16 protein-coding genes are annotated in these 21,288 nt (G+C 71.7%); 12 read left to right on the top strand and 4 right to left on the bottom strand.

The genetic code is table 11. The features are described 5' to 3' along the window. Positions 1-143: 143 nt before the first annotated feature. Both IF67_RS0122965 and IF67_RS0122970 read left to right on the top strand, forming a co-directional pair. On the top strand, positions 144-899 hold the full coding sequence (locus IF67_RS0122965) for a methyltransferase (protein ID WP_030988558.1): 756 nt from the start codon (positions 144-146) through the stop codon (positions 897-899). Positions 900-1,158: 259 nt separating this feature from the next. Continuing rightward, positions 1,159-1,572: a DUF3040 domain-containing protein gene (locus IF67_RS0122970; RefSeq protein ID WP_030085829.1), complete on the top strand. Its 414-nt coding sequence runs from the start codon at positions 1,159-1,161 to the stop codon at positions 1,570-1,572. Between the two features lie 417 nt (positions 1,573-1,989). Here the strand turns inward: IF67_RS0122970 and IF67_RS0122975 are convergent, their stop codons facing one another. The 4 genes from IF67_RS0122975 to IF67_RS0122990 form a co-directional block, all read right to left on the bottom strand. Beyond that, positions 1,990-4,431 (bottom strand): transglutaminaseTgpA domain-containing protein, encoded by a 2,442-nt coding sequence (locus IF67_RS0122975; protein ID WP_030988559.1) that lies wholly within the window; start codon positions 4,429-4,431, stop codon positions 1,990-1,992. 136 nt (positions 4,432-4,567) lie between these two features. Beyond that, on the bottom strand, positions 4,568-5,950 hold the full coding sequence (locus tag IF67_RS0122980) for a DUF58 domain-containing protein (protein WP_030988560.1): 1,383 nt from the start codon (positions 5,948-5,950) through the stop codon (positions 4,568-4,570). Next, entirely contained in the window at positions 5,950-7,005 is a 1,056-nt protein-coding gene (locus IF67_RS0122985) for an AAA family ATPase (RefSeq protein WP_420708706.1), read from the bottom strand. Before IF67_RS0122985 ends, IF67_RS0122980 begins: the two co-directional genes overlap by 1 nt. A 234-nt stretch (positions 7,006-7,239) precedes the next feature. Continuing rightward, entirely contained in the window at positions 7,240-7,800 is a 561-nt protein-coding gene (locus IF67_RS0122990) for a beta-class carbonic anhydrase (protein ID WP_030988565.1), read from the bottom strand. 506 nt (positions 7,801-8,306) lie between these two features. On the opposite strand from IF67_RS0122990, the gene rsmH reads away from it, so the two are divergent. The 10 genes from rsmH to IF67_RS0123040 all read left to right on the top strand — a co-directional run bounded on the left by rsmH (position 8,307) and on the right by IF67_RS0123040 (position 21,084). Next, a complete protein-coding gene (rsmH, locus tag IF67_RS0122995; protein ID WP_030988567.1) occupies positions 8,307-9,275 on the top strand; it encodes a 16S rRNA (cytosine(1402)-N(4))-methyltransferase RsmH in 969 nt (322 codons plus the stop codon). Then, on the top strand, positions 9,272-9,937 hold the full coding sequence (locus IF67_RS0123000) for a septum formation initiator family protein (RefSeq protein WP_030988569.1): 666 nt from the start codon (positions 9,272-9,274) through the stop codon (positions 9,935-9,937). The genes rsmH and IF67_RS0123000 overlap by 4 nt, the downstream gene beginning before the upstream one ends. Positions 9,938-9,944: 7 nt before the next feature. Further along, positions 9,945-11,942 carry a peptidoglycan D,D-transpeptidase FtsI family protein gene (locus tag IF67_RS0123005; protein WP_030988571.1) on the top strand — a complete coding sequence of 666 codons (1,998 nt, stop codon included), beginning with the start codon at positions 9,945-9,947 and terminating at the stop codon, positions 11,940-11,942. An 18-nt stretch (positions 11,943-11,960) separates the two neighbouring features. Beyond that, the gene (locus IF67_RS0123010) at positions 11,961-13,724 is read left to right on the top strand and encodes a UDP-N-acetylmuramoyl-L-alanyl-D-glutamate--2,6-diaminopimelate ligase (RefSeq protein ID WP_030988572.1); all 1,764 of its coding nucleotides are present in this window, start codon (positions 11,961-11,963) and stop codon (positions 13,722-13,724) included. Positions 13,725-13,786: 62 nt separating this feature from the next. Beyond that, entirely contained in the window at positions 13,787-15,220 is a 1,434-nt protein-coding gene (locus tag IF67_RS0123015; protein ID WP_030988574.1) for a UDP-N-acetylmuramoyl-tripeptide--D-alanyl-D-alanine ligase, read from the top strand. A 5-nt stretch (positions 15,221-15,225) separates the two neighbouring features. Then, a complete protein-coding gene (gene mraY / locus IF67_RS0123020; RefSeq protein ID WP_030085860.1) occupies positions 15,226-16,290 on the top strand; it encodes a phospho-N-acetylmuramoyl-pentapeptide-transferase in 1,065 nt (354 codons plus the stop codon). Continuing rightward, positions 16,287-17,741 carry a UDP-N-acetylmuramoyl-L-alanine--D-glutamate ligase gene (murD, locus tag IF67_RS0123025; protein WP_030988576.1) on the top strand — a complete coding sequence of 485 codons (1,455 nt, stop codon included), beginning with the start codon at positions 16,287-16,289 and terminating at the stop codon, positions 17,739-17,741. Before mraY ends, murD begins: the two co-directional genes overlap by 4 nt. Positions 17,742-17,801: 60 nt before the next feature. Continuing rightward, positions 17,802-19,148: a putative lipid II flippase FtsW gene (gene ftsW, locus IF67_RS0123030; protein WP_030988578.1), complete on the top strand. Its 1,347-nt coding sequence runs from the start codon at positions 17,802-17,804 to the stop codon at positions 19,146-19,148. Positions 19,149-19,154: 6 nt separating this feature from the next. Continuing rightward, complete coding sequence (gene murG / locus IF67_RS0123035; RefSeq protein WP_030988579.1) at positions 19,155-20,246, top strand: undecaprenyldiphospho-muramoylpentapeptide beta-N-acetylglucosaminyltransferase; 1,092 nt, start codon at positions 19,155-19,157, stop codon at positions 20,244-20,246. A gap of 22 nt (positions 20,247-20,268) precedes the next feature. Beyond that, positions 20,269-21,084, top strand: coding sequence for a cell division protein FtsQ/DivIB (locus IF67_RS0123040; protein WP_030988580.1), 816 nt, complete (start codon positions 20,269-20,271; stop codon positions 21,082-21,084). Positions 21,085-21,288 lie beyond the last annotated feature (204 nt).

Raw genomic sequence — 21,288 nt, forward strand, 5'->3', positions numbered from 1 at the left:
CCCGTCGCCCCCATCTACCCCCCTGCCCGCGCCGCCGCCCCCCGGGGTGGCACCGGGGTGGCTCCGCAGGCGGCGGACGGCGTGGGACGGAATAGGGTGGTGGACGCCTAGACGTTCATGCCCCCGCCGAGGAGCCACCCGCCGTGTCTGACCCGCTGCGCCCGCGCGCATCCCTTCGTACCGCCGTGGTCTGGGACGTCCTCAAGGACGCCCTGGAGCGCCGGGTCAAGGCCGCCGGCCGCGACACCCTGGACGTCCTCGACACCGGCGGCGGCACCGGCAATTTCGCCGTGCCGGTCGCCCGCCTCGGCCATCGCGTCACGGTCGTCGACCCCAGCCCCAACGCCCTCTTCGCCCTGGAGCGTCGCGCCGCGGAGGCGGGCGTCGCCGACCGGGTGCGCGCGGTCCAGGGCGACGCCCACGGCCTGTTCGACGTCGTCGAGCGCGGCGGCTACGACACCGTGCTCTGCCACGGCGTCCTGGAGTACGTCGACGACCCGGCCGAGGGCGTCCGCAATGCCGTCGAGGCGCTGCGCCCGGCCGGCACCCTCAGCCTGCTCGCGGCCGGTCTGGGCGGCGCCGTCCTCGCCCGCGCCCTCGCGGGCCACTTCACCGAGGCCCACCACGCCCTCACGGACCCGGCCGGGCGCTGGGGCGAGGGCGACCCGATGCCGCGCCGGTTCACCGCCGACCAGCTCGCCGAGCTGGTGTCCGCCACCGGACTACAGGTCGGCGCGGTGCACGGCGTACGGGTCTTCGCCGACCTCGTCCCCGGGGTGCTGGTCGACACCGAGCCGGGCGCCATGGAAGCCCTGCTGAAGCTCGAAGCGGCCGCCGCGGAACAGCCCGCCTTCCACTCCGTGGCCACTCAGCTGCATGTCCTCGCCGAGCGCGACTGACCCACGTGGCACACCCGGCTACCGCGTGCAGTCGGCCACAGACCACCCGATCAGCCCCTTCGCCCCGTATGATCGGGGTACGACGTTCTGGCATGGCGGACAGGCGGGTGGGGAATGCAGGCAACATCACCACCGGTCGCCGCGGCGGCCCGGACAGTGAATTGGCGTCGAGGGGCGGGTTTCACGGGGACGATTCCCTGCCTATCCTGAAAGGGTCGCACCCCGGTCGCCCCCCGCGACCGACGAGTAGGAGGACTCCGTGCCGCTCTCGGAGCACGAGCAGCGCATGCTCGAGCAAATGGAGCGAGCGCTGTACGCCGAAGATCCCAAGTTCGCGACAGCGCTTGAGGGAAGCGGGCTGCGTACGTACACCCGGCGACGGGTCTACCAAGCGGTCGCGGGCTTCCTGGTGGGTATCGCCCTGCTCATGGCCGGCATGGTCGCGCAGCAGATCTGGATCAGCGTGGTGGGTTTTCTCGTCATGCTCGGCTGCGCAGTGCTGGCGGTCACCGGCTGGCGCAAGGCTCCCAAGCCCGGTGAGCAGCAGTCCGGTGCGGGTTCCGGAGGCGGCGTAGGTGCTCCGGCACGCCGCCAGGCAAGGCAGCGCCGCTCGATGATGAACCGCATCGAGGACCGCTGGCAGCGCCGCAGGGACGAGCAGCAGGGGCACTGAGCCGACGCAGCGACGGGGCGCGCGGGACTGCTTCCGGCGGGTCCGCCGAGCCTCCGCTCCAGCCAGCCGTCGCGCCTGTGCAGCAGTTGCTCCAGCCGTTTCGATTTCCCAGCCTTTCTCCAGCTGTCCTGGAGCTGTATTTCCGGCACTTCTTCGGGCTGTGTGCCGACCGCTCCACCCCGCGCTTTCCTCTCCACCTCCACTCCGCACATTCCTGGCCACTCTGCTACCAACTCTGCGCGGCTCGCCGACCGGTGAGCTGTCTCCTTCTCCACCGGCCCGGTGATCCGGCGCTTCGGCACGCACCAGCTTTCGCCGCGGTACCGGCCTTCACCGTGGACACCGGGATCTGCGTGCTGTGGCCGCCCGACAGGATCGGGCGGCCACAGCACGTTGTCGTGCCTCCTGCCCCGGTGATCAGGCCCGCTGCCGGCCCGGCCGGAGGGCGGCCGCCACGCGCCGTGCGGACGTCACCGGGCGGCTGTTGCGGCATCGGAGCAGCAGGGTCCTCCAGCGGGCGGACCAGGCCCAGAGGAGGCGGGCCGCCGAGCGCGGGGCGAGCCGGGCGCGCCACCGCAGACGACGGGGCGCGCCGGTCCGGAGCCCGGCGCGCACCTGTTGCACATCCCGGGTGAGCCCGGACACCGGCTGGGGTTGTGGTGCGTACAGAACCTGCTCGACCGCCGCCGCAACCCGGTGGGCGGCCGCGGCGGGCTCCGGTTGCAGTTCTCCGATGTCGATGATCCGAGCGGCCGCCTTGCGCGGGGTCAGCGACTCGTTCGGCACGATGCCGAAGTCCCAGGCGGTGTCCAGCAGCTCCCGCCAGGCGGCGAGGGTGGCCGCCGCGAAGTCCCCGTCCGGGCCGCCGCCCGCCAGCCGTCTGGAGCGCGTCCGCACACGCCACAGCAAGGGGGCCGTGGGCAGCAGCAGGACGAGCAGGGCGGCCAGTGCCAGGCCGGCGACCGCCCAGGGGGACGACCCGCTCTCCGGCGGGCGGGTGCCGGACTCCGCGGGCAGCGCGACGCATCCCGTGCCGGAACCCGACCGCTGCTCATCGGGTCCGCACGAGGGGGCGGTTGAGGGGCCCTCCGAGGGGTCCGCGGACCGGGACGGTGCGGGGTCCGGGCTGCCGGGGTCGGCCGTGCCCGGGGTGTCGGGGTATGCGTAGTCAGGGATACTGCCCCGGCTCGGGGTCGGCTCGAAACGGGTCCAGCCGATGCCCTGGAAGTACAGCTCGGGCCAGGCGTGTGCGTCCTTGAGACCGACCGAGGTCGTGCCGTCGGGCTGCTTGGTGCCGGGAGTGAAACCGATCGCGACCCGGGCCGGTATGCCCAGCGTCCGGGCCATCGCCGCCATGGAGAAGGAGAAGTGGACGCAGAAGCCCTCCTTCTGCCGCAGGAACCGGGCAATGGCCTTGGAACCGCTGCCCGCCCGGACGTCGGTGCTGTAGGAGAAGCCGCCGTTGACCGCGAACCAGTCCTGGAGTCTGACGGCCTTGGCGTAGGCGGTCGGTGCGCCGCGGGTGACCCGGCGCGCGGTGCTCCGTACGACCGGGGGCAGTGAGCCCGGGACCTTGGTGTACTCGCGGAGCAGGCCGGCGGACGGGGCCGGCGCGGCGGCCAGCTGCTGGGAGGTGGGCCGCACTTGCAGGCTCTCGACCTGGTACTGCATGCCGTGGGTGTTCTGTCCGCGGTCCCCGACGAGCGTGCGGCCCTGGGGCTCGAAGCGCCAGCGCCCGGAGATGTCCACCTTGGACGCCGGGTAGGGCAGCGGCAGCCAGTTCTGGGCGTACCACTCGGCCGTCGAGATGGAGGTGTTGATCCGGTTGAGGCTGACCGCGGAGCTGAGGCCGGGCGGTCGCGGAAGCTCTTCGGGGACGTCCGTGACCGTACGCTCGGACGGCTTCCAGGTCGTGCCGTCGAACTGGTCGAGGGCGACGATCCGCAGATACAGATCGCGGGTGTCGGAGGCGGTCGTGCGGTAGTTGAGGACTTCCTTGTCCTCGGGCTGGTTGAGGCTGTCCTGCAAGGACACCAGCGGGTTCACCGCGGAGATCGTGCCGCCACCGCTGCCGGGGCCCGCACCGCTGCCGGAGCCCCCCAGCAACCCGGCGTCGAAGGTGGGCAGCACGGCGGGCACCGCCACGGCGATCCCGAGCGCCACCGCACCGATCCTGCGGCCCGCACGGACCGGGGCGGACGCCTGCCCGTCGGGACCGGAGGCGAATCCCCGTCCGCCGTCCGGCCGGTCCGCTCCGGCACCCGGCCCGCCGAACACCCGGCCCCACTGGGAGAGCCGGTCGCGGCCCTCGGCCAGCAGAAGCAGCAGATAACCGGCCGCCGCAACCAGGAACAGCAGCCGGCCCGCACCGCCCTTCGACAGCCCCGCGGCCACCGAATAGAGCGCGAGCAGCGGCAGCCCGGCGGGCGCGGCGCTGCGGTAGGTGACCGCGAGGGCGTCCACTATCAGGCCGATCACCAGCACGCCGGCGATCAGCAGCAGCCGGATGCCGGGGGTGACGGGGGCGGGGATGGCGTACCGGCCGACGTCCTGCATGCCGTGGCGCAGCAGCCGGCCGAATTCCGCGAGGGCGTCCGGGCCCGGCAGCAGTCCGAGGACCGCCTCCTGCCGGGCGAACAGCAGGGTCAGCAGCAGCACGGCGGACAGGGCCTGTGCGGCGATGGTCAGCGGTCCGGCGAGGGGCACCCGGCGGGCGGCCGCGCCCACGCCGGTCATGAGGCCCAGCAGGATCGCCGCCTCGAACATCCAGCTGATCGGATCCACCAGCGGCAGCAGGGCGCCCGCGGCGCACAGGGTGGCCACCGCCGCACACAGTGCCAGCCGCGCCCGGCCGCTCATGCTCGTGCCTCGCTTCGCTCGGGACCCGGGCACCGCCCGCACCGTCCGCTGCCCCGGCCGCGGGGCCGGGGCGCACTCGCCCGCCCGCCCCTCGCCGGCCGGCCGTCCGTAACCCGTCCGATGTTCACGCCCCCGTTCATGACCAGCCCCCGGCCGCCGTCTCCGGCGTGCCCGTCTCCGCCGACCGCTGCGGCTCGGCTGCGGCACGGTCCGCGGCCGCACGCCACAGGTCGGCGAGCGACTCGCCGGGCGTCACCGGGAGCGCGGTCCAGCCCGCCCTGCGCAGCAGCCGCAGCCGTTCGGCCACCGGGACCTGGCCGCCGGAGAATCTGATGCCGCCGGGGCCCCGCATCCAGGCGTCGCCGTCCAGGACGAAGGCGACGGCCGCGCTGCTGCGCTGCCGCATCCGCCCTGCGACCGCCGCCTGTTCCTCGTCCAGATCGCCGAAGAAGGCGATCAGCAGTCCTTCGTTGCCGCCGCGCACGAGGTCGTACGCCGCCGACAGCCCCTCCTCCTCGGAGTGGTCGACGACGGCGAGGGTGTCCAGCAGCAGGCCCACGGCTTCGGCGGATTCGGCGCCGCCCGCGAAGCTGCCGGCGCTGTCGGGGCCCGGTACCGAGGTGCCGGTGTCGGTCAGCAGCCGTACCGAGAAGCCGCGCTCCAGCAGATGTACCGCGGTCGAGGCGGCGCCGGCCACCGCCCACTCGAAGGCCGAGTCGGGGCCCGCTCCCGGGTAGGCGATTCCGCGGGTGTCGAGCAGGACCGTGCAGCGCGCCTTCTGCGGCTGCTCCTCCCTGCGGACCATCAGTTCGCCGTAGCGCGCGGTGGAACGCCAGTGGACCCGGCGCAGATCGTCGCCGTGCCGGTACTCGCGCGGAATGAGATCGTCCTCGCCGGCCAGCGCCAGCGAGCGCTGTCGTCCGTCGCCGTACCCGGCGGCTTCGCCCGCCGGCCGTACCGGCGGCAGCGGTTCGACCCGCGGCACCACCGTCAGCGTGTCGACGGAGCTGAACGCACGGGTCAGCTCGCACATCCCGAACGGGTCGGAGAGCCGCAGTTGCAGCGGTCCCAGCGGATAGCGTCCGCGCAGGTCGGAGCGGACGCGGTAGGAGACCTCGCGGCGGCCGCCGGCCTCGACCCGGTCCAGGACGAAGCGCGGCCGGGGCCCGAGGACGTACGGCACCCGGTCCTGGAGCATCAGCACGCCCGTCGGCAGCCGGGAGATGTTCTCCATCCGGAGCCGGACCCGGGCCTCGGAGGCCGCGGGCACCCGGGCGGGGGAGAGCGTACGGCTGCCCGCGACGCGGTAGCGGGTGCGCTCCAGGACCAGGACACACACCAGCGGGAGGGCGGCGAGCAGCAGGCCGACCCGCAGCAGATCCGCCTGCCCCAGGAGGTAGGAGCACACCACGGCGGCCAGCCCGGCCGCCAGGAACGATCTGCCCCGTGTCGTCAGCCCCCCGAGGGCCGCCCGCAGTCCGCCCCGCTCCGGCGTCCCCTCGCCTCCCCCCTCGGACATCACAACCCCCGTACGCCGGGCGGCTGCTGGCCGGGATGCCGCCAAACCTGTGCGGACGGGTCGGGGACCGGGACGCGCCGGAGGATCTCCTGCACGATCTGTTCGGCCGTACGGCGGTTCAACTGGGCCTGGGCGGTGGGCAGCAGCCGGTGCGCGAGCACCGCCACCGCCAGCGACTGCACATCGTCCGGGAGGGCGTACTCCCGTCCCAGGAGCGCGGCCGATGCCTTGGCGGCGCGCAGCAGATGCAGGGTCGCCCGCGGTGAGGCACCGAGCCGCAGCTCGGGGTGGCTGCGGGTGGCCGCCACCAGGTCCACGGTGTATCTGCGCACCGTTTCGGCGACATGGACCGTACGCACCGCGTCGATCAGTTTCAGGATCTCGTGGGCGTGCGCGACCGGCTGGAGGTCGTCGAGCGGGGAGGCGCCGCCGTGCACATCCAGCATCTGAAGCTCGGCCGCCGGGCTGGGATAGCCGATCGACACCCGGGCCATGAAACGGTCCCGCTGCGCCTCGGGGAGGGGGTAGGTGCCCTCCATCTCGACCGGGTTCTGGGTGGCGACCACCATGAACGGGCTGGGCAGTTCGTAGGTCTGCCCGTCCATCGTGACCTGGCGCTCCTCCATGGACTCCAGGAGCGCCGACTGGGTCTTGGGCGAGGCGCGGTTGATCTCGTCGCCGATCACGATCTGGGAGAAGATCGCGCCGGGCTTGAACTCGAAGTCCCGCTGCTGCTGGTCGAAGATGCTGACGCCAGTGATGTCGGAGGGCAGCAGGTCGGGCGTGAACTGGATGCGCCGCACCGAGCAGTCGACGGACCGGGCGAGCGCCTTGGCGAGCATGGTCTTGCCGACGCCGGGCACATCCTCGATCAGCAGATGTCCCTCGGCCAGCAGCACGGTCAGCGCGAGCCGTACGACCTCCGGCTTGCCCTCGATCACGCTCTCCACCGACCGGTGAACACGCTCCGCGGTGGCGGTCAGATCTCCCACTGCGCTCGGCTCCGCTCGCGCGGGGGGACCCCCAAGGCTCGCTCGTTCGTCATACGCCGTCACTCGGCCCTCCTCGGCCCCGTACTACGGGCCGATGCCCCCTCTGCGGACCCGGCCCACCCCGAAAGTGTGCGCCGCACCCGATCACTTCCAGGTCGACGTCACCCACGCATTCTTGCCGCCCGCGCGGCTTCGCGTCATGACCTGTGGATAACTCACAAGGATAAGTCCCGGCCTTCCCGGCGAACCCGACTTTCCGGGCCGGTCCGCACGTCGGCCCGGACCGGCCCGGTGGCCTCAGGGGCGCGGGTCGATCTCCCGCAGCAGCCCCGTGGTGACGTCGAAGACGAAGCCGCGGACATCGTCGGTGTGCGGGAGGAAGGGCGAGGTGCGCACGCGCTGCATGGACTGCCGCACGTCCTCGTCGAGGTCCTTGAACGCCTCGACCGCCCAGGTGGGACGCTGCCCGACCTCGGCGGACAGTTCGTGGCGGAAGTCCTCGGTCAGGCTGAGCAGACCGCAGCCGGTGTGGTGGATGAGGACGACGGAGCGGGTGCCGAGCGCGCGCTGGCTGATGGTCAGGGACCGGATGATGTCGTCGGTGACCACACCGCCGGCGTTGCGGATGGTGTGGCAGTCGCCGAGTTCGAGGCCGAGCGCGTCGTGCAGGTCGAGCCGGGCGTCCATACAGGCCACCACCGCGACCTTGAGGACGGGACGGGCGTCCATCCCGGGGTCGGTGAAGGCATCGGCGTAGCGCCGGTTCGCCTCGACGAGACGGTCGGTGACGGTGCCACCGGCGCGGTCGGCGGCACCGTCGGCGGAGGGGGGCAGCGGCTGCGATGCAGGTATAGGCATGGATTCACGGTAATCGGCATCGGCCCTTTCGGCTGCGGGAGAGGTCGGGCATAGGGGTCAACGTCACTCCTTGTGAGGTAATCCACAGGGCCGTTCGCGTCGCCGCCGTCCGGGTGAGAAGCCCGCGGGAAAGGCGGTGCGAAAGCCGTCGCAGGACGCGCGCAACCGGTTGATTGACCGGGGCACCCGGTGGACTAAAGTGGCGCGAAGTGGGAGGCGTGACGCTCTCCTTGGATACCGGATTCCTCGCGTGCGCGCGTCGTACGTACGGCTCGGCCTCCTCCCGCTCCCATGGTCTTCCGACGTCACTTCCCCGTCGCCGGAGGGCCACTTCCCCTTCAGAGCGGGCGGGGACCAAGCGGTACGTGCGGCATCCCCCAGCCAGCGGCCGGGGACCCACCTGCCGCCCAGCCCATCGGAAGGCACATGAGCGAGCGTAGCGAGCGATTCAGGAAGCGGTGCGCGCATGGCGCCGGCAGGCGGACCGAGCGCGGCGGGGCCGTCGCATGACCAACAACACTCGCCACGTACCCGTCATGCTCCAGCGGTGTCTGGACATGCTCGCCCCCGCTCTCGCCGAGCCGGGTGCGGTCGTCGTCGACTGCACGCTCGGCCTCGGAGGGCACAGCGAGGCACTCCTCTCCACCTTCCCGGCGGCCCGGCTCATCGCCCTCGACCGTGACACGTCCGCCCTGAAGCTCGCGGGCGAGCGGCTCGCCCCGTACGGCGACCGCGCCACCCTGGTGCACGCCGTCTACGACGAGCTCCCCGAGGTCCTCGACCGGCTCGGCACCCCGCGCGTCCAGGGCGTCCTGTTCGACCTCGGCGTCTCCTCCATGCAGCTCGACGAGGCCGACCGCGGCTTCGCGTACGCGCAGGACGCCCCGCTGGACATGCGGATGGACCAGACGACCGGCATCAGCGCGGCGGACGTCCTCAATACCTACGCGCCCGGTGAGCTGGTCCGGATCCTGCGCTCCTACGGCGAGGAGAAGCAGGCCAAGCGGATCGTCGAGGCCGTCGTGCGCGAGCGCGCCAAGGAACCGTTCACCAACAGCGCGCGGCTGGTCGAGCTGATCCGTGACGCACTGCCGCAGGCCGCCAAGCGCACCGGCGGCAACCCCGCCAAGCGCACGTTCCAGGCCCTGCGCATCGAGGTCAACGGGGAGCTGGCGAGCGTCGAGCGCGCCGTTCCTGCCGCCGTGAAGGCCCTCGCGGTGGGCGGCCGGATCGCCGTGCTCTCCTACCAGTCGCTGGAGGACCGCCTGGTCAAGCAGGTCTTCGCGGCAGGAGCGGCCAATACGGCGCCGGCCGGGCTGCCGGTCGTCCCCGAGCGCTACCAGCCCCGGCTCAAGCTGCTGACCCGCGGCGCCGAACTCCCCACGGAGGAGGAGGTCGCCGAGAACCGCCGCGCCGCCCCCGCCCGGCTGCGCGGCGCGGAGCGCATCCGCGAGAACGTCGAGGACACCGCGTGAGAGGCCAGGGGAGGCCGCGCGGCAGGCAGAAACGCCTTGCCGCGCTGCTCCCCTCCGGCGCCGGCGGCACCGCGGCACGCACCCCCTTCGTGCTCCTCATCGTCGTGCTGCTCGGCTCCGGCCTGATCACCCTGCTGCTGCTCAACTCCGCCCTCAACCAAGGGTCGTTCGAACTGAGCAAGCTGGAGAAGAAGACCGACGAGCTGACGGACGAGCAGCAGGCGCTGCAACAGGACGTGGACGCGTACTCCGCCCCGGGCGCGCTGGAGCGGCGGGCCCGCCGGCTGGGGATGGTGCCCGGCGGCAGCCCGGCGTTCCTGCTCCCGGACGGCACGGTCCGCGGCCGGACGAGCGCAGCCATGTCGGAGGGGGCGCCGCTGAGCACCTCCGCCGAGCCGTCGCTCCTGAGCGCGACCGGCCACACCGCCCCGTCCGCCCCGCCCCGCCCGCAGGCGCCGCCGGTCGCACCGCCGGCCGTCCGGCCACCGGTGCCGGCCGCGGCCGGCGCGCCGGGCCCGGACAGCGCGGCGCCGGCATCCGGCGCCCTCGCCCCGCCGCCGTCGGCCGCCCCTGTCTCCCTGGTCGTGTCCGGCAGCGACGCTTCCCCTGCACCCGCGCCCGCCGCGGCGGGCGCCCTCTCCCCGACTACCTCCGGCAGGTGATCGCGGCATGACCGAGCCCAGGGACCCTCGCCGGGTGCCGCGCCCCGCCCAGCGCGGCGGCCAGGCCGGCAGCCGTGCCGGCCGCCCGCCCGCCAAGCGCCCCGCGCCCCGGCCGGGCCCCAAGCCCCCGGCCCGCCGCCCGGCCGCCCGCCCCCGCTCCGGCGGACCCCAGGCCCTCCGCCTCGGCAGCCCGCGCCCCCGGCTGCGGCTGGTCTCCCTGGGGCTGACGCTGATCATGCTCGTCTTCGTCGTACGGCTCTTCCAGGTGCAGGCCGTGGACGCCGGGGCGTTCGCCGCCAAGGCCAACGAGAACCGCTATGTACCGGTCAAGCTGGCCGCCGAGCGCGGCGCGATCACCGACCGCAACGGCGTGGACCTCGCCACCACCGTCGACGCGTACGACATCACCGCCGACCCGAGCCTGCTGGCGCCCGCCAAGACCAGGATCGACGACGCTCCGCGGCGGGCCGCCGCGCTGCTCGCCCCGGTCCTCGGCGAGGACAAGGCCACCCTCACCGAGAAGCTCGACCAGCCCAAGGCGCGTTACGTCCTGCTCGCCCGCCAGCGGACCCCGCAGGTCTGGAAGCGGATCAAGGACCTGCGCAAGACCCTCGACGCCCGGGCGGCCGCTGCTCCCAAGAGCGCGCCCCGCCCCAACGTCCTGGTCGGCATCTTCGCCGACAAGCACAGCAAGCGCCTCTACCCGAACCAGGACCTCGCCTCCGGCGTCCTCGGCTTCGTCAACGGCGCGGGGAAGGGCGGCGGCGGCCTGGAGGCGCTCCTGAACAAGCAGCTGGCGGGCAAGGACGGCAAGCTCGTCTACGCCCAGTCCGGCGGCCGCCGGGTACCGACCGCCGACACCCAGGAACACCCCGCCGTCCCCGGCAGCAAGGTCGAGCTGACCCTCGACCGCGACATCCAGTGGGCCGCCCAGCAGGCCATCACCAAGCAGGTCGCCACCTCCGGGGCCGACCGCGGCTACGTCGTCGTCCAGGACACCCGCAGCGGGGAGATCCTGGCGCTCGCCAATGCGCCCGGGTTCGACCCCAATGAGGTCTCGAAGGCCGATCCGGAGGCGCTGGGCAACGCCGCGCTGTCCGACGCCTTCGAGCCGGGGTCCACCAGCAAGCTGATGTCGATGGCCGCCGTCCTGGAGGAGGGCGTCGCCACGTCGTCCACCCACGTCACCGTCCCCAACCGGCTGCACCGCGGCGACCGGCTGTTCGCGGACGACGTCGACCACGAGACCTGGCACCTCACGCTCAACGGCGTGCTCGCCAAGTCCAGCAACATCGGCACCATCCTCGCCGCCGGCCAGCTCGGCAAGACCCAGCCCGAGGCCAACCAGGTCCTCTACTCCTACCTGCGCAAATTCGGCATCGGGAAGCCCACGGGGCTCGGCTTCCCCGGGGAGACCGACGGCATCCTGGCCAAGCCGCAGGACTGGAACACCTCGCAGCAGTTCACCATCCCGTTCGGCCAGGGACTCTCCCTCAACGCCGTACAGGCCGCCTCCGTCTACTCCACGATCGCCAACGGCGGCGAGCGCATCGCCCCCTCGCTGGTCCGTGGCAGCACCGGGCCCGACGGCCACTACCGGCCGGCACCCAAGCCCGACAGGAACCGCGTGGTCGGCCAGAAGACCGCGACCACGCTGGCCACCATGCTCGAATCGGTGGTCGACGACGAGGAAGGCACCGGAGCCAAGGCGAAGATCGACGGATACCGCGTCGGCGGCAAGACCGGCACGTCCAACCGGGTGGACCCCAAAACCGGCCGGTACCACGGCTACACCGCGTCCTTCGCCGGCTTCGCGCCCGCCGACAAGCCCCGCATCACGGTCTACTGCGCCGTGCAGAACCCCACTACGGGCAGCTACTTCGGCGGTCAGGTCTGTGGCCCGATCTACCAGCAGGTCATGGCCTTCGCGCTGAAAACCCTCCAGGTCCCGCCGACCGGCGCCAAACCCCCGCGGCTGCCGGTCACCTTCACGCCAGGCCAATGAAATCGAGGCAATTCCGCCGTGACGACCATCACTCCCGACGGCACCCCCGACGGCACCCCCACTCCGGGAAACTGCTCCCCCCCACGGCCCTCGCTTCGCCCCGGGCCGGTTCTGCCCGGTACGCTCACCGCCGTGTCACACGCTGATCAGTCCCCGAAAGCCCAGCACGCCGAGAAGGGCGGGCCCGGCACATATCCGGGAGCGCCGCGCCCTGAAACGGTCCGCCCCACCCCCCTGGCGGACCTCGCCGAGCAGCTGGGAAGTCCCGCCCCGGACGCCGCCCATGCCGATGCCATGGTCGCCGGCATCACCCATGACTCCCGCGCGGTCCGTCCCGGTGATGTCTATGCCGCGCTGCCCGGCGCCCGTCTGCACGGCGCCGACTTCGTCGCCCAGGCCGCCGACCTCGGCGCCGCGGCGATCCTGACCGACCCGTCGGGCGCCGAGCGCGCCGCGGCGACCGGCCTGCCGGTCCTGGTCGTCGAGAACCCGCGCGCCCGGATGGGTGCCCTGGCCGTCTCGATCTACGGAGCGCCCGGCGAGGACCTCCTCCAGATCGGCATCACCGGCACCTCCGGCAAGACCACCACCGCTTACCTCATCGAGGGCGGGCTGCGGGCGGCTGCCGCGAAGCGTCCCGACGGGGGACTGACCGGCCTGATCGGCACCGTCGAGACCCGCATCGGCGACGAGCGCATCAAGTCCGAGCGCACCACTCCCGAGGCCACCGACCTCCAGGCGCTGTTCGCCGTGATGCGCGAGCGCGGCGTGCGCGCCGTCGCCATGGAGGTCTCCAGCCACGCCCTGGTCCTCGGCCGGGTCGACGGCTGCGTCTTCGACGTCGCGATCTTCAACAACCTCAGCCCGGAGCACATGGAGTTCCACTCCGGCATGGAGGACTACTTCCAGGCCAAGGCCCAGCTGTTCACCAAGGCCCGTAGCCGGGCCGGCGTCGTCAACCTCGACGACGAGTACGGCAAGCGGCTGGCCGAGGGCGAGTCCGAGGTCCCGGTCACCACCTTCTCCGCGGAGGGCCACCCGGACGCCGACTGGCGGGCGTCCGACGTCGAGGTCGGCACGCTCGGCTCGACCTTCACCGTGCACGGCCCGGACGGCCGGACGCTGCGCGCCGCCTCGCCGATCGCCGGCCCGTTCAACGTCGCCAACTCGCTCGCCGCGATCGTCTCGCTGGTCGTCGCCGGCATCGACCCGCAGACCGCGGCCGACGGTGTCGCCGCGGTGCCCGGCGTCCCCGGCCGCCTGGAGCGCATCGACGCCGGCCAGCCCTACCTGGCGGTCGTCGACTACGCCCACAAGACCGACGCCGTCGAATCGGTTCTGCGCGCGCTGCGCAAGGTCACCGACGGCAAGCTGCACGCCGTCCTCGGCTGCGGCGGCGACCGCGACCCGCACAAGCGCGCCCCCATGGGTGCCGCGGTGGCCCGGCTCGCCGACACGGCCATCCTGACCTCCGACAACCCCCGCAACGAGGACCCGCTCTCGATCCTCGCCACCATGCTCGCGGGTGCCGCGGAAGTCCCCATTCATGAACGCGGCACGGTGCTGGTCGAAGAAGAGCGGGCCATCGCCATCGCCGCCGCCGTCGCCCGCGCCGAGCCGGGCGACACCGTGATCGTCGCGGGCAAGGGCCACGAGCAGGGCCAGGACATCGCCGGAGTGGTACGCCCCTTCGACGACCGCCAGGTGCTGCGCGATGCCATCGAGGATTCGCTGAAGTCACAGCATTCGCAGCAGTCACCGCAGCCGAACCACCAGGGATGACACACCGCCATGCGCGCACAACCCTTGCACCGTCACCGCCCGCCCCTCGCCGGGGGTGACCTGTGATCTCCCTGTCCCTCGCCGAGATCGCGAGCATCGTCGGCGGCCGGCAGTACGACATACCGGACGACGGCCGCCGGGTGACCGGACCGGTCGTGGCGGACTCCCGCGCGGTATGCCCCGGCGCCCTGTTCGTGGCCTTCGCCGGTGAACGCGCCGACGGCCACGACTTCGCGTCCGGCGCCGTCGAGGCAGGCGCGGTGGCCGTACTGGCCGCCCGCCCCGTCGGCGTCCCCGCGATCGTCGTCGACGACGTGGTCGCCGCGCTCGGTGCGCTCGCCCGCGCCGTCGTCGGACGTCTGGGCACCACCGTCGTCGGTCTCACCGGCTCGGCCGGCAAGACCAGCACCAAGGACCTGATCGCCCAGCTGTTGCAGCGCAAAGGCCCGACGGTCTGGCCGGAGGGCAACCTCAACAACGAGATCGGGCTGCCGCTGACCGCGCTGCGCGCCGACGACACCACCCGCCATCTCGTCCTGGAGATGGGCGCCCGCGGCGTCGGCCACATCCGCTACCTCGCCGGGCTGACCCCGCCGAGCATCGGTGTGGTGCTGAACGTCGGCTCCGCGCACATCGGCGAGTTCGGCGGCCGCGAGCAGATCGCCCTGGCAAAGGGCGAACTCATTGAGGAGCTGCCCCCGGCCGAGGACGGCGGGGTGGCGGTGCTCAACGCCGACGACCCGTACGTGCGCGCCATGGTTCCCCGCACAAAGGCCCGCACCCTCCTGTTCGGTGAGGCCGAGGACGCCGCCGTACGTGCCGAGAATGTCCGGCTCACGGAGCTGGGACAGCCTGCCTTCACGCTTCACACACCCTCCGGGTGCAGTGATGTGACCATGCGGCTGTACGGTGAGCACCACGTGTCGAACGCGCTCGCCGCGGCCGCCGTCGCCCATGAGTTGGGCATGCCCGCAGACGAGATCGCCACCGCGCTCTCCGAAGCCGGCACGCTCTCCCGCTGGCGTATGGAGGTCACCGAGCGCGCGGACGGCGTGAGGGTCGTCAACGACGCCTACAACGCGAACCCCGAGTCCATGCGAGCGGCGCTGCGAGCGCTGGTCGCCATGGGCGCAGCCGCCAAGGCGGGGGGCGGCCGTACGTGGGCGGTGCTCGGTGAGATGGCCGAGCTCGGCGAGGAGTCGCTCGCCGAACACGACGCGGTCGGGCGGCTGGTCGTCCGGCTCAACGTCAGCAAGCTCGTGGCAGTCGGCGGCAGGGAAGCGGCCTGGCTCGACATGGGCGCCAAGAACGAGGGTTCGTGGGGTGAGGAGTCGGTGCACGTGTCCGACGCGCGGGCGGCGGTCGACCTGTTGCGCAGCGAGCTGCAACCGGGAGACGTCGTGCTGGTGAAGGCGTCCAGGTCGGTGGGGCTGGAGCGGGTTGCCGCAGCATTGCTGGACGACGCAGGCCTCGAGGGCGGAGCCGCGTCCCGATGAACTCGATGAAGCAGATCCTCTTCTCCGGAATGATCGGGCTCTTCCTGACCTTGATCGGCACTCCGGTGCTGATCAAGCTGCTGGCCAAAAAGGGATACGGGCAGTTCATCCGTGATGACGGCCCGCGTGATCACCACAGCAAGCGCGGTACGCCCACCATGGGTGGTATCGCCTTCATCCTGGCCACGATCATCGCCTATGTGCTGACCAAGGTCATCACGAGCAGCGACCCCACCTTCTCCGGTGTGCTGGTGCTGTTCCTGATGGCGGGCATGGGCCTGGTCGGCTTCCTCGACGACTACATCAAGATCGTCAAGCAGCGTTCGCTGGGCCTGCGGGCCAAGGCCAAGATGGCCGGCCAGCTGATCGTCGGTATCGCCTTCGCGGTGCTGTCGCTCCAGTTCGCCGACCTGCGCGGACAGACCCCGGCCTCCGACCGGCTCTCCTTCACCCAGGACTTCGGCTGGCAGATCGGCCCGGTGATCTTTGTGATCTGGGCGCTGTTCATGATCCTGGCGATGTCCAACGGCGTGAACCTCACCGACGGCCTCGATGGCCTGGCCACCGGCGCCTCGGTGATGGTCTTCGGTGCGTACACGTTCATCGGCATCTGGCAGCACCAGGAGTCGTGCGCCAACCAGATCACCGCGGGACCGGGCTGTTACGAGGTCCGCGATCCACTCGACCTCGCGGTCGTCGCCTCGGCTCTGATGGGCGCCTGCTTCGGCTTCCTGTGGTGGAACACCTCGCCCGCCAAGATCTTCATGGGGGACACCGGTTCGCTGGCCCTGGGCGGCGCGCTGGCCGGTCTGGCCATCTGCTCCCGTACGGAGCTGCTGCTGGCCATCCTCGGCGGACTCTTCGTCCTGATCACCATGTCGGTGGTCATCCAGGTCGGCTCGTTCCGGCTCACCGGTAAGCGGGTCTTCCGGATGGCGCCACTCCAGCACCACTTCGAACTCAAGGGGTGGTCGGAAGTCCTTGTGGTGGTCAGATTCTGGATCATTCAGGGCATGTGCGTGATCGTCGGACTCGGCATCTTCTACGGCGGCTGGCAGGCGGCCAAGTGACCACCCCGAGCCCGGCGGACTTCGCCGGTCAGCACATCACCGTCGCCGGCCTGGGCGTGAGCGGCATCAGTGCCGCCCGCGCGCTGGCCGGCCTCGGCGCCCACGTCACCGTCGTGGACGGCGGCGACAGCGAGAAGCAGCAGGCCGCCGCGCGTGAGCTGGAAACGGAAGGGATCACCGTCCGCCTCGGCGACGGCGCGACCCTTCCCGCGGGCACCGACCTCGTCGTCACCTCGCCCGGCTGGAAGCCGGACAGCCCGCTGTTCGCGGCGGCCGCCGCGGCCGGGGTGGACGTGGTCGGCGATGTCGAGATCGCGTGGCGGCTGCGCGGTCCTGACGCCGCCGCCTGGCTCGGGGTCACCGGCACCAACGGCAAGACCACCACGGTGCGGATGCTGGCCTCGATCCTGGCCGCCGAAGGGCTGCACACCACGGCCGTCGGCAACATCGGCACCCCGATCATCGATGTCGTCCTCGGCCAGGGCAAGGACGGCGAGCGCCCCTACGACGTGCTCGCCGTCGAGCTCTCCAGCTACCAGCTGCACTGGGCGCCCTCGCTGCGCGCCCACTCCGCCGCGGTCCTCAACCTCGCGCCCGACCACCTCGACTGGCACGGCTCCATGCAGGCGTACGCCGCCGACAAGGGCCGGATCTACGAGGGCAACACCGTCGCCTGCGTCTACAACGTGGCCGACAAGGCGACCGAGGATCTGGTGCGCGAGGCCGACGTCGAGGAGGGCTGCCGTGCCATCGGCTTCACCCTCGGCACCCCCGGCCCCTCCCAACTGGGCGTCGTCGAGGGCATCCTCGTCGACCGTGCCTTCGTGGAGAACCGTCAGCAGCAGGCCCAGGAGCTCGCCGAGGTCTCCGACATCGCGCCCGGCTCCGGGACCCCCGCCCCGCACAACATCGCCAACGCCCTCGCGGCGGCGGCGCTGGCCCGTGCCTTCGGGGTCCGTCCCGCCGCCGTACGCGACGGACTGCGCGCCTTCCACCCGGAGGCCCACCGCATCCAGCACATCGCGGACCTCGACGGCGTCACCTACATCGACGACTCCAAGGCCACCAACACCCACGCCACCGAGGCGTCGTTGGCGGCGTACGAGCACATCGTGTGGATCGCCGGCGGGCTTGCCAAGGGCGCGACCTTCGACGAGCTGGTGCAGAAGTCGGCGGCCCGGCTGCGCGGTGTGGTGCTGATCGGTGCCGATCGGGCGCTGATTCGCGAAGCCCTGGCGCGACACGCCCCCGATGTCCCGGTGGTCGACCTCGACCGGACCGACACTGGGGCGATGCCTGAGGCGGTCCGGGAAGCAACCCGCCTGGCCGAGCCCGGCGACACCGTCCTGCTGGCTCCGGCCTGTGCCTCGATGGACATGTTCGTCAATTACAACAAGCGGGGCGAGGCCTTCGCCGACGCGGTCGGTGAGCTGACCGCACGGGATCACTAGACCGTTTCTCCCCGCTGTCGTCGTCAGCCGGCGGCGAGCGCACCTGTGGAGGGGACGAGGATGACGGCCCGATCGGCGAAGGCGGCCCCGTCGCGTCCGCGTCGGCCGTCCACGGTGCGAGGGCCGCGCGGGGGCCGCACACCGGGCGGCCCCCGGGGGCTCCACACCCGGCTGAAACGGGCCTGGGACCGCCCGCTGACCGCGTACTACCTGATCCTCGGCGGCAGCCTGCTGATCACCGTCCTGGGGCTGGTGATGGTCTACTCGGCGTCCCAGATCAAGGCGCTCCAGTCCGGTCTGGCCCCGACGTACTTCTTCCGCAAGCAACTGCTCGCCGCCGTCCTCGGCGGCGGGCTGCTGCTGGCCGCCTCCCGGATGACGGTGCGGCTGCACCGAGGTCTGGCCTATCCGCTGCTCGCCGTCTCGGTGTTCCTGATGTGCCTGGTGCAGATTCCGGGCATAGGGGTCGCGGTCAACGGCAACCAGAACTGGATCAACCTCGGCGGCCCCTTCCAGATGCAGCCGAGCGAGTTCGCCAAGCTCGCGCTGGTGCTGTGGGGCGCCGATCTGCTGGCCCGCAAACAGGACAAACGGCTGCTGGTGCAGTGGAAGCACCTGCTGGTGCCGCTGATCCCGGTGGCGTTCCTGCTGCTCGGGCTGATCATGCTCGGCGGCGACATGGGCACCGCGATCATTCTCACGGCGATCCTCTTCGGGCTGCTGTGGCTGGCGGGTGCGCCGACCCGGCTGTTCGTCGGGGTGCTGGGCAGCGCCGCGCTGATCGGGGCGCTGCTGATCAAGACCAGCGCGAACCGGATGTCCCGGCTGGCCTGCATCGGTGCGACCGATCCGGGCCCCGGCGACCAGTGCTGGCAGGCCGTGCACGGCATCTATGCTCTGGCGTCCGGCGGATTCTTCGGTTCCGGCCTCGGTGCGAGTATGGAAAAATGGGGAGAACTCCCCGAACCGCACACCGACTTCATCTTCGCCATCACCGGGGAGGAACTGGGTCTGGCGGGGACGCTGTCGGTGCTCGCCCTCTTCGCGGCTCTAGGCTATGCGGGTATCCGCGTGGCCGGACGCACGGAGGACCCCTTCGTACGGTACGCCGCGGGAGGCGTGACCACCTGGATCACGGCCCAGGCCGTGATCAACATCGGTGCGGTGCTCGGCCTGTTGCCGATCGCCGGTGTCCCGCTCCCGCTGTTCTCCTACGGAGGCTCCGCCCTGCTGCCGACGATGTTCGCCATCGGGCTGCTGATCGCCTTCGCGCGTGACGAGCCCGCTGCACGGGCGGCGTTGGCGGTGCTGGCCACGCGGAAGCCGGTTTTCGGAAGAAAACCGGCTGGGGTGAGATGGAAGACGATGAGACGGCGCGTCAAGAAGCGGCCGTCCGGAGAGCGGTGAATTTCGGTGCATGTCGTACTCGCCGGTGGGGGGACCGCCGGCCACATCGAGCCCGCGCTCGCCCTCGCGGACGCACTGCGAAGGCAGGACCCCACCGTGGGGATCACGGCGCTCGGTACGGAGAAGGGCCTGGAGACCCGCCTCGTCCCGGAACGCGGCTATGAGCTGGGCCTCATCCCGGCCGTGCCGCTGCCGCGCAAGCCCACACCCGAACTGATCACCGTCCCCGGGCGGCTGCGCGGCACGATCAAGGCCGCCGAGCAGATCCTGGAGCGTACGAAGGCGGACTGCGTCGTCGGCTTCGGCGGTTATGTGGCGCTGCCCGGCTACCTGGCCGCCAAGCGCCTCGGGGTGCCGATCATCGTCCACGAGGCCAATGCCCGGCCCGGCCTGGCCAACAAGATCGGCTCGCGGTACGCCAAGTTCGTCGCCGTCAGCACCCCCGACAGCAAGCTGCGCGGTGCCCGTTATGTCGGCATCCCGCTGCGCCGCACCATCGCCACCCTGGACCGTGCCGCGGTGCGCCCCGAGGCGCGGGCCGCCTTCGGTCTCGACCCCAACCTCCCGACCCTGCTGGTGTCCGGTGGTTCCCAGGGCGCCCGCCGGCTGAACGAGGTCGTTCAGGCCGCCGTGCCGGTCCTCCAGCGCGCCGGCATCCAGGTGCTGCATGCGGTCGGCCCGAAGAACGAACTGCCGCATGTGGACAACATGCCCGGGATGCCCCCCTATGTCCCGGTACCGTACGTGGACCGGATGGATCTCGCGTACGCCGCGGCCGACATGATGCTCTGCCGCGCGGGCGCAATGACCGTCGCCGAGTTGTCCGCTGTCGGGCTCCCGGCCGCGTTCGTCCCGCTGCCCATCGGCAACGGCGAACAGCGGCTCAACGCCCAGCCGCTGGTCAACGCAGGCGGGGGCCTGCTGGTCGATGACGCCCAGCTGACCCCGGACTGGGTGCAGAACAGCGTGCTCCCGGTCCTGGCCGATCCGCACCGGCTGTACGAGATGTCCCGCGCGGCCTCCGAGTTCGGCCGCAGGGACGCCGACGAGCTGCTGGTCGGCATGGTGTACGAGGCGATCGCGCAGCGCAACAAGTAGCGCACGAGAGAAGGCAGGGAGCGTGGCCGGACCGACAACCGCCCGCCGCGGCGAGAAGAAGTCACTGTCCGGCCCGCCCTCCGCCGCGCCGCCCGGCGGCCCGCGGCTCCGGTGGGTGCGCCTTCCCCTTCGCGCGCCGGGCCGCCGCAGTCTGATCATCATCACAGTCGTCGCGGTGCTGTTCGGCGCGTTCGGCGCCTGGGCCCTCTACGCCTCGAACTGGCTCCGGCTGGAACGCGTCAAGGCCACCGGCACCAAGGTGCTGACGCCGCATGAGGTCACCGCCGCGGCGCGCGCCCCGATGAACGCGCCGCTGGTCTCCGTGGATACGGACGCCCTCGCCCGCCGGCTGCGCGCGCGGCTGCCCCGCATCAAGACCGTTGATGTCGAGCGGTCCTGGCCGCACGCGATCGGTCTGAAGGTGATCGAAAGGGTGCCGGAACTGGTGATGCGAGCGGGCGGAAAGTTCACCGAAGTGGACACTGAAGGCGTCCGGTTCGCCACCGTCGGCACGGCCCCCAAGGGTGTTCCACTTCTGGAAATGGCCGTATCCGACTCCCCGAGTCTGCATCGTTTCGGAATCGACCGGTTGCGGCGTGCGGCCGTCGAGGTGACCCAGGATCTGCCCGCGGCCGTGCGCAAGGACGTACGCAAGGTCCGTGTACGGTCCTACGACGCCATCTCCCTCGAACTGACCGGCGGCCGCTCGGTCGCCTGGGGCAGTCGCGAAGAGGGCGCCGAAAAGGCAAAGGTGCTGACCGCGCTGCTGAAAGCGGCACATGCCGGGCGTCACTTCGACGTGTCGGTGCCCAGCGCCCCTGCGGTGTCCGGGAGTTGACGTGCCGAGTCGCAGGCCAGCACCCTGGATGGCTACGACTATGGGTGATCACATAGGGTGAAAAGAAAAACGGGAGGTTCGGCGTGTTCGTTGAACGGGCGCGCCTTGTCGACTTAGTGTCTCGTTCCAAAGGGACTATGGAACCAAGGAACACAGACACAGGTAACCCTAAACTTCAACGTTAGGGTTCGGGTCGGCGATACG

This window comes from Streptomyces sp. NRRL S-1813, assembly GCF_000719605.1.
Classification (GTDB): domain Bacteria; phylum Actinomycetota; class Actinomycetes; order Streptomycetales; family Streptomycetaceae; genus Streptomyces; species Streptomyces decoyicus.

Bases quoted from the DNA above. Each gene is read 5' to 3' on its own strand.
- mraY (WP_030085860.1), top strand. From the start codon at position 15,226: ATGAAGCAGATCCTCTTCTCCGGAATGATCGGGCTCTTCCTGACCTTG.
- ftsW (WP_030988578.1), top strand. From the start codon at position 17,802: ATGACGGCCCGATCGGCGAAGGCGGCCCCGTCGCGTCCGCGTCGGCCG.
- rsmH (WP_030988567.1), top strand. From the start codon at position 8,307: ATGACCAACAACACTCGCCACGTACCCGTCATGCTCCAGCGGTGTCTG.
- IF67_RS0123005 (WP_030988571.1), top strand. From the start codon at position 9,945: ATGACCGAGCCCAGGGACCCTCGCCGGGTGCCGCGCCCCGCCCAGCGC.
- IF67_RS0122980 (WP_030988560.1), bottom strand. From the start codon at position 5,950: ATGTCCGAGGGGGGAGGCGAGGGGACGCCGGAGCGGGGCGGACTGCGG.
- IF67_RS0122975 (WP_030988559.1), bottom strand. From the start codon at position 4,431: ATGAGCGGCCGGGCGCGGCTGGCACTGTGTGCGGCGGTGGCCACCCTG.
- IF67_RS0122990 (WP_030988565.1), bottom strand. From the start codon at position 7,800: ATGCCTATACCTGCATCGCAGCCGCTGCCCCCCTCCGCCGACGGTGCC.